Source organism: Streptomyces yamdrokensis (genome assembly GCF_053890455.1).
This window is the reverse complement of record NZ_CM132679.1, coordinates 2558079-2573529: the sequence shown is the minus strand read 5'-3', so window position 1 is coordinate 2573529 and position 15451 is coordinate 2558079. Positions and strand designations below refer to the sequence as shown.

Here is a 15451-nt window from a genome sequence, read left to right as displayed (position 1 = left end):
GGGGTGCGGCGGGGTGCGGCGGGGCGCGGCGGGGCGCGGCGCGGCGAACGGCCCCGGGGGCCGTGCCCCGGGGCCGGTTCAGCGCGGCAGGACCACGACGTAGGCCGCGGGCTCGCGGTCGTCCGCCGCCATCAGGGCCGTACGGATCACCGCCGCCTGCTGCTCCGCCGCGTCCCGCAGTCTGCGCGGGGCGACCCGCACGACCGTGATGCCGAGCCGCTCCAGGTGCTCCCGCCCGTGGGCGTACCCGGACCGCAGGACGTCGTCGTCCAAACGGTCCTCCCGGCGGGTGTCCAGGTCGAGTGCCACGGCCTGCTGCGGCCAGTACGCGTCCAGGCCGCCCAGGTGGGGGCCGCCCGGCAGGCGCAGGTCGACGTTCCACAGCGGGTCGGGCAGACCGTACTCGCGCACCATCCGGTACAGGCGGTCCTCCGCGTGCGCGCGGCCCTCGGCCACCAGGGAGTTCACCGCGTGCTCCACATGCGGCCGGTTCAGCAGCTTCGCGGCGGTCAGTTCCCCCACCAGCGCGGCCGCGTCGCAGTGGCCGCCGACCACCGCCTCCGTGAGCAGCCCGCGCACCGCGCCCGCGTCGTCCAGGCCCGCCACCGCGTCGGCCAGCGCCCGCGGGACCGGCGCCACCGGCACGCCCGCCACCCGCTCGGAGGCCGGCAGCACCGGGGCGCGGACGATGCGCACACAGCCCGTGGAGCGCAGCCGGCGCAGCCGCGGGACCAGTACGTCGAAGGTGTCCAGGCAGGGCAGCGGGGGAGCGGAGGAGAAGCCGTGCAGGGCCAGCGCGGCGAGACCGGTGATCATCGCGTCCTCGTAGTGGGGCGCCGTCGAGTCCGCCGGGCCGGGCTGGACGGGCACGCGTCCGGACCGGACGGACGACCGCTCCCGCGCCGTGTACAGCAGCACCGCGTGCAGCCGCTCCTCACTGGTCGGCGGACCGGGGTGGAGCAGGACGACGCCGGGCAGGAGCCGCTGCCAGGGCCCGCCGGGACGGCACCGGTCGTCGGCCTCCGCGGCCGGGACGCCGTGCGCGCGGAGACGGGCGGTCGTGAGCACGCGCCGCGGCCCGGCGGCGAGATGGTGCAAAGAGCGGGGGGAGAGCGGGGGAAGCGGGGAATCGTGGTTCATGTCCGGCAATCTCCCGCGCCGGATCGGCTCCCGAACCTCTGTTACACGCCCGTCGGCAATTCGGTACAAGCCTGCTTTAAGGGACGCGTGTTCGAATGCCGAAAACCCCTGGTCCATTCGGGTGAGACCAGGGGTAACGGCTGTTATTGACCGAATTCCGTAACAGTCACCCCGCCGCCGCGTCGCACGCCTGGCCGCGCAGCGCACGGGCCAGGTCGTCCCGGGCCTCCAGCACCAGGCGGCGCAGCGCAGGGGGCGCGTCCTCGTGGGCCGCGAGCCACGCGTCCGTCGCGTCCAGCGTCCCGGGCGAGTCCAGCAGTTCGGGGAACAGACCCCGCACCACGTGCATGCCGATCTGGATCGACCGCTCCTCCCACACCCGCTCGATCACCGCGAAGTACTTCTCCGCGTACGGGGCGAGCAGCTCCCGCTGCGAGGGCTGGGCGAAACCGGCGATGGTCGCCTCCACCAGCGCGTTGGACAGCTCCCGCGACTCCACGACCAGCTCCCAGCCCGCCGCCTTGACCTCCGCCGACGGGCGGGCGGCCAGGCAGCGGACCTGGTGGCGCCTGCCGGAGGCGGTGTCGTCCCGGGCCAGCTCCTCGGCCAGCGCCTTCCCGTCGGCGAGCCCGTGCGCGGCCAGCGGCTCCAGGAACACCCAGCGCAGCTCCTGGTCGACGTCGAGCCCCTCGACCGTCACCGTGCCCGACAGCAGCTCCTGGAGCAGCTGGAGGTCGCCCGGCGCACCGGCCGACCGGGCGAAGAAGCGGGCCCAGGCCAACTGCTGCTCGCTGCCCGGCGCGGCGGCCTCCAGCTCACGCCGGGCTCCCTCGGCGAGCAGCCGCCCGCCGGTCTCCCGCCAGGCGGGCGCCGCGTAGTGGACGATCGCCGACTCGGCCCAGGCGTGCAGCATCTGGAGCACGCCGATGTCGGACTCGCGCCCGCCGAACCGCAGGACCAGGTCCACGAACTCCCGCGCGGGCAGCAGCGCGTCCCGGGTGAGGTTCCACAGCGCCGACCAGCACAGGGCGCGGGCCAGGGGGTCGGTCAGCGCACCCAGGTGCTCGCGGAGCGTGGCCAGCGAGGTCTCGTCGAAGCGGATCTTGCAGTACGTGAGGTCGTCGTCGTTGACGAGCACCAGCTCGGGCGCCTCGGCCCCGGCGAGTTCCGCGACGACCGTACGGGCCCCGTCGACGTCCACCTCGGCGCGCGCGTACCGCTCCAGGGACCCTTCGCCCGTACGCCGGTACAGGCCCACCGCCACCCGGTGCGGGCGCAGCTCCGGGTGCGACTCGGCGGCCTCCTGCACCACCGCCAGCTCGTCGATCCCGCCCTCCGCGGTCAACAGCACCTGCGGCGTGAGGGAGTTGACCCCGGCCGTCTGGAGCCAGGCCCGCGACCACGCCGTCATGTCGCGCCCGCTGGTCTCCTCGAGGACCGACAGCAGATCACCGAGCCGGGTGTTGCCGTACGCGTGCCGCTTGAAGTAGCGCCGGGTGCCCTCCAGGAACGCGTCCTGGCCGACGTACGCCACCAGCTGCTTGAGCACCGAGGCGCCCTTGGCGTACGTGATGCCGTCGAAGTTCAGCTTGGCGTCCTGCAGGTCGCGGATGTCCGCGGTGACCGGGTGCGTGGACGGCAGCTGGTCCGCGCGGTACGCCCAGGCCTTGCGGCGGTTGGCGAAGGTGACCCAGCCGTCGGTGAACCGGGTGGCGCCCACGAGCGAGAAGGCGCCCATGAAGTCGGCGAAGGACTCCTTCAGCCACAGGTCGTCCCACCACTCCATGGTGACCAGGTCGCCGAACCACATGTGCGCCATCTCGTGCAGGATCGTGTTGGCGCGGCCCTCGTAGGACGCCCGGGTGACCTTGCCGCGGAAGACGTACTCCTCCCGGAAGGTCACCAGGCCCGGGTTCTCCATCGCGCCCAGGTTGTACTCGGGCACGAACGCCTGGTCGTACTTCCCGAAGGGGTACGGGTAGTCGACGTGGTCGTGGAAGAAGTCCAGGCCCTGCTTGGTCACCAGGAAGATGTCGTCGGCGTCGAAGTGCGGCGCGAGACCCTTGCGGCACATCGCGCCGAGCGGGATCTCCAGCCGTGTGCCGTCGGGCAGTTCACGCTCGTAGGAGTCGGTGACGTAGTGGTACGGCCCGGCGACCACGCAGGTGATGTACGTCGAGATCGGCTTGGTCTCCGCGAACCGCCATACGCCGTCGGTGAGTTCACCGACCCCGTTGCTCCACACCGTCCAGCCCTCGGGGGCCCGCACCTCGAAACGGTGGGGCGCCTTGAGGTCGGGCTGCTCGAAGCCCGCGTACACCCGGCGGGCGTCGGCCGGCTCGTACTGGGTGTAGAGGTACACCTCGCCGTCCTCGGGGTCGACGAAGCGGTGCAGGCCCTCGCCGGTACGGGAGTACGCGCACTGCGCGTCCACGATCAGCTCGTTGTCGGCGGCGAGGTCGTCCAGGAGCAGCCGGGAGCCGTCGAACACCTCGCCCGGGTCGAGGTCGCGCCCGTTGAGCGAGACGGCCGTCACGCTCGGCGCGATCAGGTCCGCGAAGCTGCTCGCGCCGGGCTCCGCACAGCGGAACCGGACGGTCGTCACCGAGCGGAACGTACGCGTCCCGTCCACGCCGCCCCCGCCCTCCCCGCCGGCCCTGCCGGTCGCACCGGCCGTGCCGATCGCGGTGCGCAGGTCGAGGGACACCTCGTACCCGTCCACCGACAGCAGTGCGGCCCGCTCCCGGGCCTCGTCGCGGGTCAGGTTCTCACCGGGCACAGGCGGACTCCTCATGCGTCGTCTGGTGCGTCGTCGACATCGACAGGTCTGTACAGCACCGATCCTGCCATGTGCCCCTGACGCGGGGCGGCAGGGAAGGGAGGGGCGGGAATGAAGGGCGGGAACGAGGGACGGGAATGAGGGGCGGGGCGCGGGTGTTTCCAGGGGGAACGATTCCCCGCACCTGATTTCCTCCCGAGGAGCGACATGCCGGACACGTCCACCGCCACTCCTGTCGACTTCTGGTTCGACCCGCTGTGCCCCTGGGCCTGGATGACCTCCCGCTGGGTGCTGGAGGTGGAGAAGGTGCGGGACATCAAGGTCCACTGGCACCTGATGAGCCTCGCGGTTCTCAACGAGGACAAGCTCGACGAACTGCCCGAGGAGTACGCCGAGATGCTCGCGACCAAGGCGTGGGGCCCCGTCCGTGTCGTCGCCGCGGCCCGGGAGGAGCACGGCGACGAGGTGCTCGGCGACCTCTACACCGCGATCGGCACCCGCATCCACAACGACGGCGAAGGCCCGACGAAGGAGGCCGTGGCCACCGGCCTGAAGGAGGTCGGGCTGCCCGAATCCCTCATGGACCACTGGGACGCCACCCCCTACGAGCCCCAGCTGCGCGCCTCCCACAAGGAGGGCATCGACAAGGTCGGCCAGGACGTCGGCACCCCGGTCATCGCCGTGCCCGGTGCCGACGGCGAGCAGATCGCCTTCTTCGGCCCGGTCGTCACCCCCGCCCCCAAGGGCGAGGAGGCCGCCCGCCTCTGGGACGGCACCCTCGCCGTGGCCTCCGTCCCCGGCTTCTACGAGATCAAGCGGACGCGGACGAAGGGCCCGGACTTCGGCAACCTGTGACGGGACGCTCCGGGGCCGGCCGCTTCGGCCAGGGGCGGCACCGGGACCGTCACTTCGGTTCGGGCAGGCGGATGGGCTTGGGGAACGGCTTCATCGTCCACCCCGTACGCAGGTTGCGGCACTGCCTGCCGGAGTCCGGGTCCAGTACGTTCACACAGATCCAGAACTCGTTCACCCCCGCCCGCCCCAGCCTCTCCTTGAGCTGTTCCTGCTCCGCCCTGTCCAGCTGACGATGCAGTTGCTCCGCGTCGCACGTCGAGCAGGGGTACTTCTTGGTCCTGGGTGTCGTCATGAGTCACTTTGACCCGGAATGCCGCACACCGGAAGCCCCCGCGAGTCGAGTCCTCGCGAGGGCTTCCGTCTTTCCGCCTGCCGGGTGAACGGTGAGAAGACGATCACGGGGCAGGACGTTCACGAACAGCCCTCAGGGGGCGAGCAGGAGCACATCCGTGCGGGACTTCGCGGCCTCGTGGCGCCTGGCCGCGTCCTGCCGGTTCACGACGGCCCACATGGCCTCGATGAGGTCGGCCTGCTGGTTCCTGTGCTGGAGGTGGAAGGCGTGCTCCCAGGCGTCGAAGGCCGGGATCGGCGTCGAGCCCTGTCCGACGTCGCCCTGGTGGTCGTAGACCTGCTCGACGATCGGCCGTCCGCTCGGCGGCTCGTACGCCAGGACACCCCAGCCCGACCCCTGCGTGGTCGCCGCGGCCTTGGTCGGCTGCGCCTTGAAGTCCGCGAAGGAGCCGAAGGGCGCCGTGATCGCGTCGGCCGGCTCGCCCACGCCGTCCTTCCCTGCGGGCTCGCCGCCGCCGTCGCCACTCATGTTGTGCCGGTGGATCGAGTGCAGGGTGTGCCCGGAGGGATGGAACGCCAGGTTCTTCTCCAGCCCGTTGACCGAGCCCCACGACTCCTTGTCCCGGGCCTTCGCGAGCTGCTCCAGCGTGTCGTCGGCGCCCTTCCCGTGGGCCGCGTGGTGCTTGTCGTGGCGCAGCTCGACGATCTCGGGGCTGATCACCGGCGCGAGCTCCGCGTAGTCGTACGGCAGGTCGGGCAACGTGTAGACGGGCATGGCCCCCCTTTGGAACGCTTATTGCAATTAGCTTGCAACTGCACGCTAGCAGCAGAAGGGGTGGTGCGGGTGGCCGGTGCGCGCGCGGACACGGAGAAGGGCCCCGCGCGGACGTGTGGTCGTCGTCCGTGCGGGGCCCTTCTCCGTGGGAGCGGCGGGGAGGGAGGCGGAGAGCGGGGGAGGGAGGCTTCACGTCCCGGTGCGTGTGCGTGCCCCGGCCCGCTGCCAGGCGTAGCCGGCGGCCGCCAGGACGAGGGTCATGCCGCCCGTCGAGTACAGCTGCACGCGCGTGTCCGGCTCCCGGGCCATCAGGACGAAGACGGCGGCCATCCCGGCCAGCGCGATCCACGTCAGCCACGGGAACGCCCACATCCGGACGACCAGCTTCTGAGGTGCCTCGCGCTCCAGGACGCGGCGCAGCCGCAGTTGAGAGACGGCGATGAAGGCCCAGACGACGAGGATCACCGCGCCGATCATGTTCAGCAGCCAGGAGAAGACGTCGTCGGGCCTCCAGTAGCTGAGCAGCACGCACAGGAACCCGAAGACCGACGAGGCCAGCACGGCGACCCGCGGCACCCCGGCCGACACCAGGCCCAGCACCTTCGGCCCCTGACCGCGCCGCACCAGGGAGTAGCCGATGCGCGAGGCGCCGTAGATGTTGGCGTTCATCGCGGACAGCAGCGCCACCAGCACCACGACGTTCATCAGTTGGCCGGCGCCCGGGATGCCGAGCCGGTCCAGGGCGGCGACGTACGGGCCCTGCTCGACGACCGCCGGCGAGTCCCACGGGACCAGGGCGACGATGACCGCCATCGAGCCGACGTAGAACAGCGCGATCCGCCACATCGCCGTACGGACCGCGCTCGCGACACCCTTGACCGGGTTCTCCGACTCCGCCGCGGCGATGGTCACCGTCTCCAGGCCGCCGTACGCGAAGACGGACGCGAGCAGGCCGATCACCAGCCCCTCGCCGCCGTTCGGGAGCAGCGGGGTGAGGTTCGAGGCGCCGGGGGAGTCGGTGCCCGGCAGCACGCCCGCGACGGCCAGCGCACCGAGCACCAGGAACAGCGAGATCGCGCCGACCTTCAGCGCCGCGAACCAGAACTCGAACTCGCCGAACTTCTTCACGGCCGCGAGGTTCGTGGTGCAGAACATCACCATGAACAGCGCCACCCACGCCCACTCGGGCGTACCCGGGAGCCAGCCGGTGACGATCTTCGCGGCGCCGATGCCCTCCAGGCCGACCGCGGTGCACAGCAGCACCCAGAACGCCCAGCCCGAGGCGAAGCCCGCCCAGGGCCCGATCGCCCGCTCGGCGTGCGCAGAGAACGAACCGGACGACGGGTACGCGGCCGACATCTCGCCGAGCATCCGCATCACCAGCATGACCAGCAGGCCGGAGAGGGCGTAGGCGACGACGATCGACGGCCCCGCGGCGGCGATGCCCGCGCCGGAGCCGACGAACAGCCCGGCCCCGATCACCCCGCCCAGGGCGATCATCGACAGATGGCGCTGCTTGAGGCCGTGGGAGAGGGGAGCGTCGTCCCGCGGGGGCGTGTCGGGTGCGTGGGGTGTCTCAGGTGTCTCGGTGGAGGGGCTGGGCACGGACACGGCTCGTCCAATACGGGAGACGGCAAAAACCCCGTCAGTCTGGGCGGCCCTCCCGGGCGGGGAGGAGGCTGCCCAGCATGTGGACGCACTCCATTCGGAGGGTGTTGTTCCGGTTACTCGGCGGCCGCGGGCCCGCCGGCCGGCTCCGCCCTTGCCCGCCGGCAGGGGAAAGCCGGAGGCGGGTGCTTTGGCGGGACCCCACAGACGCCGTACGGCCGGGTCCTGTAGGAGAGGCCACGTCACCGCAGTGACCGGCGTCACCCCGCCCCCCGGTTGGCGGGGATTCTTTGTCCGGAGCCCACCAAGGGCGCGCCGGAGCCTTTGTCGAGCGCTGACGGTGATCGGCGCGAGGGCGCTGGGATAGCGTCGCGGTGTTCCGAACCGCCCTCACCTCCGCGGAGTCCCCATGAGCACCGCAGCCGCCACATCCGCTCTGCCCCGGCAGGGCGGGACCCGAGTCGGTCTGGTCCTCGCCGACCTCGTCCCGGCGTCCCGTGTACGGGACGTCGCCCTGGTCGTCGGAGGTGCCGCGCTCACCGGCATCGCCGCCCAGCTCGCCGTCCCCGTCCCGGGCTCCCCGGTCCCGGTGACCGGCCAGACCTTCGCCGCGCTGCTCGTCGGCACCGCCCTCGGCGCCCGGCGCGGTCTGTTCGCCCTCGCGCTGTACGCGATGGCGGGCGCCGCCGGTGTGCCGTGGTTCGCCGAGGGCGGGTCCGGCATCGGGATGCCGTCGTTCGGCTACGTCCTCGGCATGCTGCTGGCCGCGGTCGTGGTGGGCTCCCTCGCCCGCCGCGGCGCCGACCGCTCCGCCTGGCGGATGGCGGGCACCATGCTGCTCGGCTCGGCGGTCGTCTACGCCGTCGGCGTGCCCTACCTGGCGCTGGCCACCGGCATGTCCGCCTCCGCCGCGGTCGCGGCCGGCCTCACCCCGTTCCTCGTGGGCGACGCCCTGAAGGCGGCCCTGGCCATGGGCGTACTGCCCACCGCCTGGCGGTTCGTCGACAAGCGCTGACAGCGGGGTCCTTCGGGCCGGTCGGGCGCGGACGGACGAGGAGAAGGAGGCCGGCCGGGCGCGTGCACAGCGCCCGGCCGGCCTTTCGTGGGCCCGCCGGGAGGCCGCCCGGGTCCCGCCCGGGGCCGGCGGCGGGACGTACGGGCCGGGCGGAGGTCCACCGCGCCTTTCCGGACGGCACCAGGGTCCCCTTGCCGAGTCCTCCCCGGCCCGCGGTGACCTGCTGGAGACCCGGCAGACCTCGGAACGCAGCGCCCACCGGGGCCGGGAGTACCGGAAGATCCGCTCGGAGGAGACGGCCTCCCGCGACCACCCGGCGGTGGTCCGGGAGTACACGTTCACCCTCAAGGGCGTCGCCCGGCCCGCACCTCTGCTCGGCTGCGACGCGGACGGGAAGCCGTACCGGACCAACACCTGGTACCAGCCGCGCACCGGGGCCACCGCGCTCAGCACGTACGAGAAGGTGAAGGAGGGCTTCACGCCGCTTTGACCCCGCCCCCGCGCTCCCCTGCCCGTGCCCCGGCCCCGACGCGCCCGCGCGCGATCCGCCGTGTCACACTCGGAGCATGCGCGTGTACCTCGGTTCCGACCATGCCGGATACGAACTCAAGAACCACCTCGCCGCGTGGCTCAAGGACGCGGGTCACGAGCCCGTCGACTGCGGGCCCCACCTCTACGACGCCCAGGACGACTACCCGCCCTTCTGCCTCCGCGCGGCCGAGCGGACCGCCGCCGACCCCGGCAGCCTCGGCATCGTGATCGGCGGCTCCGGCAACGGTGAGCAGATCGCCGCGAACAAGGTGAAGGGCGTACGGGCGGCCCTGGCGTGGAGCGAGGAGACCGCGGCGCTGGGCCGCACGCACAACGACGCCAACGTGGTCGCGGTGGGTGCGCGCATGCACACCACGGACGAGGCGACGAAGTTCGTCGAGATCTTCCTGGGCACCCCGTTCTCGGGCGACGAGCGCCACAGCCGCCGCATCGACATGCTCGCGGACTACGAGACCACCGGTGACCTCCCCCCGATCCCTCCCCACCACCCCCAGCAGTAGCCGGCGACCGGCCGGTACGTGACCGGCCGGTACGTGACCGGCCCGTGCGCGGCCCGCCGGGGGAGCGGCAGTTCCTACGGCGGGGCGCACGGACGCGCCGGCTCCGGGAGGCAGCGGCCGGCGACGGCGGACGAGAGCGGAAGAGAGCAGGGAAGGAAGGGACCGGACCCGTGCCGGAGGGCCACACCATCCACCGGCTGGCCGAGGACTACGCCGCGGCCTTCGCCGACGGCGGCCCACTGCGCGTGACCAGCCCCCAGGGCAAGTTCAGCGACGCCGCCGCCCTCCTCGACCGCACCTCCCTGCACACCGCGGACGCCCACGGCAAGCACCTCTTCCTCGGCTTTTGCGACCCCGACCCCGAGCACACCGCCTGGGTCCACATCCACCTCGGCCTCTTCGGCAAGGTCGCCCTGGGCCCGGCCCCCGCGCCCCCGCCCACGGACACCGTCCGCCTGCGCCTCGCGCACCCCACGGCGTACGCCGATCTCCGCGGACCCACCACCTGCGCCCTGATCACCGGCCCCGAGAAGCGGGCGATACACGACCGCCTAGGCCCCGACCCCCTGCGCCCGGACGCCGAACCGGACGCCGCGTACCGCAGGATCAGCCGCAGCCGTACGACGATCGCCGCGCTTCTCATGGATCAGAAGGTCGTCGCCGGCGTCGGGAACGTCTACCGCGCCGAGGTCCTCTTCCGGCACCGCATCGACCCCTACCGCGCGGGCCGGGACGTCACCCCCGCCGAGTGGGACGCGATCTGGACCGACCTGGTCGGGCTGATGCGCGAGGGCGTCCGCGACAACCGCATCGACACCGTCCGTCCGGAGCACACCCCGGAGGCGATGGGCCGCCCGCCGCGCGTCGACGACCACGGCGGTGAGGTGTACGTCTACCGCCGGGCCCATCAGCCCTGCCACATCTGCGGCGGCGGGATCCGCACCGCCGATCTCGCGGCCCGTAACCTCTTCTGGTGCCCCGCCTGCCAACACCGTTAGAGATTTTCCGCCGGACACCCCCCGCGACGGCGCCCGGTGAAGTTCACTGTGAAGTCGGTCCCCCAACGAGGGACAACCAGGACCTCCCGTGCCAAGTGGCCGGTCCGATGGATAGGGTCCCGAACTAATGGCAGCAGGACGAGAGAGGCGCGCAGAAGCCGACACGTTGACGGCCCGGGTGAAGAAGCAGTGGCACCGGGCCCGCGTCGGCGTGCGCCGGGCTGCCGTCGACTACTTCCGCGGGGACGGCTCCGACTGGATAGCCCTCGCGGGGCTGTTGCTGACGATCCCGCTCATCGCGGTGGCGACCCTCGCCAACTCCGTGTGGTTCGCGCCGTCCGCGCTGGTCCTGCCGATCGTCGCCGGCGGGTTGCTGCTGCGCCCGGCGAGCCTGCTCGGCCTGTACGCGGCGGCGGCCACCGCGCTGATCGTGGAGGCCGTCCGACTCGGCCCGTACACCGAGGGCGCCTCCCGGGTCACCCCCGGCGTCGTCCTCGTGGTGGCCGCCGGAGGCTTCTTCGGCCTGGTCGTCGCCCAGTTCCGCAGCCGGGTCGGCGTGCCCTGGCGACGGGGCGGCACCATGCTGTTCGACCTGCGCGAACGCATCCGCGTCCAGAGCCAGTTGCCGCCCCTGCCGAGCGGATGGCACCGGGAGATGTCCCTGCGCCCCGCGGGCGGCCAGTCCTTCTCGGGCGACTTCGTGGTCGCCGCCCGCACCAACGGCGGGCGTACGCTGGAGGTCGTCCTGACCGACGTCTCCGGCAAGGGCATGGACGCCGGATCGCGCGCCCTGCTGCTGTCCGGCGCCTTCGGCGGCCTGCTCGGCAGCCTCCCGCCGCACGCCTTCCTGCCGGCCGCCAACGGCTATCTGCTCCGCCAGGAATGGGAGGAGGGCTTCGCCACCTCCATCCACCTCGTCCTCGACCTGGACTCCGGCGACTACGAGCTGTACTCCGCCGGACATCCGCCGGGTCTCCAACTCAGCGCGGGCAGCGGCAAATGGGAGGAGAAGACGGCCGACGGCCCGCTCCTCGGGGTGTACGACGGCGCCCAGTTCGACCCGGTGAAGGGGGCGCTGCGCGCCGGCGACGTGCTGATGCTGTTCACCGACGGTCTGGTGGAGACGTCGGAGCGGGACATCGTCGAAGGCATCGACCGCCTCACCGGCGAGGCCGACCGCTATGTCGCCGGCGGCTTCCACGGAGCGGCCTGGCACCTCATCGAAGCGGTCGCCAAGGACGTCAACGACGACCGGGCGCTCCTGCTGATCTGCCGCGAGGGCCCGACGGCCGCCGCGACCCGCTGACCGGGCGCCGTACGGCTCGGCGCCGCCACTCTTCTGCCGTCCTCCTGTCTGCCCGTCGTCGCGGGCGAGGGACACTGGAAGGGTGAACGGGACACCGCGCAACCTGCTGACCCTCGCCCAGATCGAGGCCACCGCCCGCGCCGTGCACGAGAGCCAGACCGACAAGGCGGGCGTGCCGTACGCCGAGCACCTGAGGGCCGTCGCCGAGGGCGTCCGGGCGCGCGGCGGCGACGAGGAGCAGATCGCGGCGGCCTGGCTGCACGACGCCGTCGAGGACGGCAGGCTGTCGCAGGAGTGGCTCCGGGAAGCGGCACTGACCCGGCGGACCAAGGACATCGTCCTCGCGGTCACCAAGCGGTCCGGGGAGCCGCCCGAGGTGTACGCGGCCCGGATTCTCGCGACGCCCGGCGCACTGCTGGTGAAGGAGGCGGACCTGGCGCACAACGCCGATCCGGCGCGGCTGGCGGTACTCGACGGGGCCACCCGCACCCGGCTGACCGAGAAGTACAAGCGGACGCGCACTCTCCTCGGCCTTGTGGCGGGCGACCGGCCGGACCGGCCGGCCTGACCGGACGCACCGGCCCACTGGACCGGCTGGAGCGTGTCGCGGAAGTCCCGTCCGGCCCGCGGCGCCCGGCACGGCGCCCCGCCGCGTTGTCGGGGCCGGCCGCGTACACCCAGTACCCCGGCACGCGGACGGCCTTCCGCCCTGCGACGCACCGCACCGGACGCCGCGCATACAAAACCGCGTACACGACGGTGTACGCGGCCTCCAGGGACCGGCTGTCACCCTTGACGGGCTTCCAGAAGCGGCCTGTGGCCACCAGCACGATCGCCAGGTACTCGGCGTTGCCGAAGAACGCGTCCCGCCGCTTGGCGGAGCCCGGCGCTCCAAACGCCCTGCGGTTGGCGTCCGGTCGCGACGAGTCCGTCACAGGGCCACCCGCCAAGAACTCGGGGAGGGGACCGGCGCACTCGCCGCGCTTCTGGAGGACGAGGCGGCGTGGAGCATCTGAGGCACCCTGGCCTTCGCCGTGGAAGGCGTGGAATCCCCACGTCGTTCCGGTTCTCCATTCCGGGTACCCGCGATCGGTGAGTGCTGACGGCCCTGTCGCCGTGACGGCCGGCACACGCCCAACGCACCGCGCGAGCGGGGTTCCAGGGCACCCGGGGCGCCTGTTGTGCGCCGATTGCCCCAGGGTGAAAGGCGCGTATGCCTCATCGTGCGAGCTCGTGAGATGTCCATTCCATTCTTCTTCGAGGCCTGCCCTGTGCTTCGTCGGGACGCGGGGGCGGCAAAAGTGAACAGCCGTGGACGCGTTGTGCGGATACGGCAGGGGCCCGGTCGAATTCCGCCTGCGGGTGGTGAGTCGAATTACCGTGCGAGATCGAACCGTTGGCCCCGGGCGGGCCCCTCGCGGGCGGGCGCGCGCACGCGAGGGGCGGCCGATGCGAGACGGATGATGCGTCACTGGCCGCATGGCCCGGCCCTGTTGGTGGCACGATGGTTCTGGCGGGGCGCGCGGGGATGCGTCACCCGGACCGGACGAGCGGACCGACCAGGGGTGTGATCAGTTGTGGCCATTTCACTGTCTGTGGTGGTGCTGTTGGCGGTCATCCTTGTGGTGCTGATCAGAGGCGGCTCCATCAAGGCCGGCCCCGCGATCGTCGCGATCCTCTTCGGTTTCTTCCTCGCCTCCACCGGCATGGCGCCGTCGATCAACCGCTTCATGAACTCGATAGCGGACATGATCAATTCGATCAGCTTCTGACGCCCTCTGCCGGCGTCCGGTCCTGCCGGTGTCCGGGAACGCGAACAGGGCCGGCCGGAGGAATGGACCTCCGGCCGGCCCTGCACCGTATGGAGCGGGCGACGGGAATCGAACCCGCGTGGCTGGTCCGGGAGATCGCGCGACCGGGCCTTGCCCGACCCGGCGAGACGCTGACCCGGGCGGTTTCGAGTCGTCAGCCGGTGTTCCCCGTTGCCCCTCGTCCGTTCCTGCCGGATCGGGCACGCCGGGGGCACGGGTGGCTCTCTCCCGGCCTCCCGGGGAGGGGAGGCCGGGAGGGGCCTCGTCGTCGGGTCCGGTCGGCGGTCACGAGGTCGTCCGCGGCCGGCGGGCTGATACCGCGTTCACCGCGGAGCCGCAGACCAGGACTGCCGACAGTGCGGTCAAGCTGGTCAGAACGTCCTGGATCTGTGCGACGGGGACGTAGACGACCACGATGACGACGAGGACGGCAGTCCAGTCTCGCAGTCGGGGGATTGAAGGTGGGTTCGCCGAGGTCACACGCATAGCAGTACCTCCTGGGTGCCCGCCCGCCGATCGCCGCTCCTGCCGGGAAGCCTGAGCGGCGATCGGTGGGCTTTCGCGTTGGGCCACTGTGATGTAGGTCTCCCCTCGGCGTGTAGTGGAGTAACGATGCGTAAGGGTGATCTGACACATGGTCACGGGGTGCAGGGGTGCAGGGGTGCAGGGGTGCAGGGGTGCGCGAAGTCATGACGCCCGCGATGCGTGCCGTCCGGCAGCGCTTCGATCGCCGGTGGCGGACGTTCGGACTGCACCCGCCACGGCGGGTCGGCGCCGGTGACGGCGGCGGCTCTCGGGTCCGGGGCGGCTCGGTGCGGTGCTGCGGCCCGGGGGTGGCGTCGATCGGCGCGCGGGTTCCGCGCCCGGCCAGGGAGGTCGGCCGCACCTGGGGGTGGCCGGCCGGGCGTGTGGTGCGGGCCGCATGCCGACGGAAGCGGACCCCGCCGGAACACCCCGATCGTGCCGCGCGTGCCGAGCGGTCCGCGCGGCCGGTCGAACAGAAGCGCAAGCGGCCCGGGGCCCAGTCGCTGCCGGGCCTGGCGCGGGGCCGCCGACGACGGGTCGGCCACGGCCGCACCCCCGGTGGATCCCGGCTCGCCGCCACCATCCGCCGCGACATCCACCTCGCCCGCGAAGCCGCCCGCGAGGCCCTGCGGGACCTCGACGCCCAAGGGGAGGACTGGCCGGGGACCGACCGCCGGCCGTGTCCGCAAGCTTCCGTCCGGCCGCCGCCGAGCCCGCTGCGCCGGTCCTGAAGGCATGCTCCGGCCCGCCCCGGAGACCTTCCGCACGATGAGGGACACGGATGCCGGCCGGCCGACGAGCAGACCGGGGCGAGGCGCGGAGGCCGGCACGACCCGGACGCCGGAAAGAGCTCAGGGCCAGGCCGGAGGAATGATCCTCCGACCTGGCCCTGAGCCGTTCAAAGCGGGCGACGGGAATCGAACCCGCGTAGCTAGTTTGGAAGACTAGGGCTCTACCATTGAGCTACGCCCGCACATCACGCATCGCGGGCCCTGGGGCCGCGGTACTGACAGGCATCGTAGCGGGTGGTGCGCCCTCGTCGCACACCCCGTGCCCGCCCCGGCCCCGGCGCCGCGCCGCGCAGCGCGCCACGCCCGGTAAATGCGGCGTCCCGACCGGGTGCCGGCATGTACCCTACGTGTCGCACCAGACGGGGTGTGGCGCAGCTTGGTAGCGCGTCCGCTTTGGGAGCGGAAGGCCGTGGGTTCAAATCCCGCCACCCCGACCAGTCACCCGATCACCGCCAGTGATCGGCTTTGGGCCGCTGTAGCCGCTGCCGTTACTATGCAAGCTGCA

Annotated in this window: 14 protein-coding genes and 2 tRNA genes; 10 read left to right on the top strand and 6 right to left on the bottom strand. The window is 72.4% G+C overall.

What is annotated here, in order from left to right; all coding sequences use genetic code 11:
* Positions 1-78: 78 nt before the first annotated feature.
* Together ACWZEH_RS10975 and pepN are read right to left on the bottom strand one after the other, a co-directional pair.
* Positions 79-1140: a hypothetical protein gene (locus ACWZEH_RS10975; RefSeq protein ID WP_456197874.1), complete on the bottom strand. Its 1062-nt coding sequence runs from the start codon at positions 1138-1140 to the stop codon at positions 79-81.
* Positions 1141-1306: 166 nt separating this feature from the next.
* On the bottom strand, positions 1307-3919 hold the full coding sequence (pepN, locus tag ACWZEH_RS10970; protein WP_456197872.1) for an aminopeptidase N: 2613 nt from the start codon (positions 3917-3919) through the stop codon (positions 1307-1309).
* A gap of 207 nt (positions 3920-4126) precedes the next feature.
* Between pepN and ACWZEH_RS10965 the strand changes: the two genes are divergently transcribed.
* Positions 4127-4774 (top strand): mycothiol-dependent nitroreductase Rv2466c family protein, encoded by a 648-nt coding sequence (locus ACWZEH_RS10965; RefSeq protein ID WP_456197870.1) that lies wholly within the window; start codon positions 4127-4129, stop codon positions 4772-4774.
* A gap of 49 nt (positions 4775-4823) precedes the next feature.
* On the opposite strand, the gene ACWZEH_RS10960 is transcribed toward ACWZEH_RS10965, so the two are convergent.
* The 3 genes from ACWZEH_RS10960 to ACWZEH_RS10950 all read right to left on the bottom strand — a co-directional run bounded on the left by ACWZEH_RS10960 (position 4824) and on the right by ACWZEH_RS10950 (position 7445).
* A complete protein-coding gene (locus ACWZEH_RS10960; protein WP_456197868.1) occupies positions 4824-5066 on the bottom strand; it encodes a hypothetical protein in 243 nt (80 codons plus the stop codon).
* Between the two features lie 132 nt (positions 5067-5198).
* A complete protein-coding gene (locus ACWZEH_RS10955; protein WP_456197867.1) occupies positions 5199-5840 on the bottom strand; it encodes a superoxide dismutase in 642 nt (213 codons plus the stop codon).
* A gap of 189 nt (positions 5841-6029) precedes the next feature.
* Positions 6030-7445, bottom strand: coding sequence for an amino acid permease (locus ACWZEH_RS10950; RefSeq protein ID WP_456199538.1), 1416 nt, complete (start codon positions 7443-7445; stop codon positions 6030-6032).
* Between the two features lie 412 nt (positions 7446-7857).
* Between ACWZEH_RS10950 and ACWZEH_RS10945 the strand changes: the two genes are divergently transcribed.
* The 8 genes from ACWZEH_RS10945 to ACWZEH_RS10910 all read left to right on the top strand — a co-directional run bounded on the left by ACWZEH_RS10945 (position 7858) and on the right by ACWZEH_RS10910 (position 15103).
* Positions 7858-8463, top strand: a complete 606-nt coding sequence (locus tag ACWZEH_RS10945) for a biotin transporter BioY (protein WP_456197865.1) — start codon at positions 7858-7860, stop codon at positions 8461-8463.
* Between the two features lie 319 nt (positions 8464-8782).
* Positions 8783-8953: a hypothetical protein gene (locus ACWZEH_RS10940; RefSeq protein WP_456197863.1), complete on the top strand. Its 171-nt coding sequence runs from the start codon at positions 8783-8785 to the stop codon at positions 8951-8953.
* A 76-nt stretch (positions 8954-9029) separates the two neighbouring features.
* Positions 9030-9515, top strand: coding sequence for a ribose-5-phosphate isomerase (locus tag ACWZEH_RS10935; RefSeq protein WP_384012789.1), 486 nt, complete (start codon positions 9030-9032; stop codon positions 9513-9515).
* A gap of 170 nt (positions 9516-9685) precedes the next feature.
* Positions 9686-10513: an Fpg/Nei family DNA glycosylase gene (locus ACWZEH_RS10930; protein ID WP_456197860.1), complete on the top strand. Its 828-nt coding sequence runs from the start codon at positions 9686-9688 to the stop codon at positions 10511-10513.
* Between the two features lie 127 nt (positions 10514-10640).
* Positions 10641-11819, top strand: a complete 1179-nt coding sequence (locus ACWZEH_RS10925; protein ID WP_456197858.1) for a PP2C family protein-serine/threonine phosphatase — start codon at positions 10641-10643, stop codon at positions 11817-11819.
* Between the two features lie 82 nt (positions 11820-11901).
* Positions 11902-12387, top strand: coding sequence for an HD domain-containing protein (locus ACWZEH_RS10920; protein ID WP_456197856.1), 486 nt, complete (start codon positions 11902-11904; stop codon positions 12385-12387).
* A gap of 1009 nt (positions 12388-13396) precedes the next feature.
* The gene (locus ACWZEH_RS10915) at positions 13397-13591 is read left to right on the top strand and encodes a hypothetical protein (protein ID WP_456197854.1); all 195 of its coding nucleotides are present in this window, start codon (positions 13397-13399) and stop codon (positions 13589-13591) included.
* A gap of 744 nt (positions 13592-14335) precedes the next feature.
* The gene (locus ACWZEH_RS10910) at positions 14336-15103 is read left to right on the top strand and encodes a hypothetical protein (protein WP_473965381.1); all 768 of its coding nucleotides are present in this window, start codon (positions 14336-14338) and stop codon (positions 15101-15103) included.
* Here ACWZEH_RS10910 and ACWZEH_RS10905 read toward each other — a convergent pair.
* Positions 15058-15128 (bottom strand) — tRNA-Gly (locus ACWZEH_RS10905). The genes ACWZEH_RS10910 and ACWZEH_RS10905 overlap by 46 nt on opposite strands.
* Before the next feature lie 178 nt (positions 15129-15306).
* Between ACWZEH_RS10905 and ACWZEH_RS10900 the strand changes: the two genes are divergently transcribed.
* Positions 15307-15383 (top strand) — tRNA-Pro (locus ACWZEH_RS10900).
* Positions 15384-15451: the final 68 nt, after the last annotated feature.

Bases quoted from the DNA above. Each gene is read 5' to 3' on its own strand.
- ACWZEH_RS10925 (WP_456197858.1), top strand. From the start codon at position 10,641: ATGGCAGCAGGACGAGAGAGGCGCGCAGAAGCCGACACGTTGACGGCC.
- ACWZEH_RS10955 (WP_456197867.1), bottom strand. From the start codon at position 5,840: ATGCCCGTCTACACGTTGCCCGACCTGCCGTACGACTACGCGGAGCTC.
- ACWZEH_RS10935 (WP_384012789.1), top strand. From the start codon at position 9,030: ATGCGCGTGTACCTCGGTTCCGACCATGCCGGATACGAACTCAAGAAC.
- ACWZEH_RS10965 (WP_456197870.1), top strand. From the start codon at position 4,127: ATGCCGGACACGTCCACCGCCACTCCTGTCGACTTCTGGTTCGACCCG.
- ACWZEH_RS10960 (WP_456197868.1), bottom strand. From the start codon at position 5,066: ATGACGACACCCAGGACCAAGAAGTACCCCTGCTCGACGTGCGACGCG.
- ACWZEH_RS10945 (WP_456197865.1), top strand. From the start codon at position 7,858: ATGAGCACCGCAGCCGCCACATCCGCTCTGCCCCGGCAGGGCGGGACC.
- ACWZEH_RS10975 (WP_456197874.1), bottom strand. From the start codon at position 1,140: ATGAACCACGATTCCCCGCTTCCCCCGCTCTCCCCCCGCTCTTTGCAC.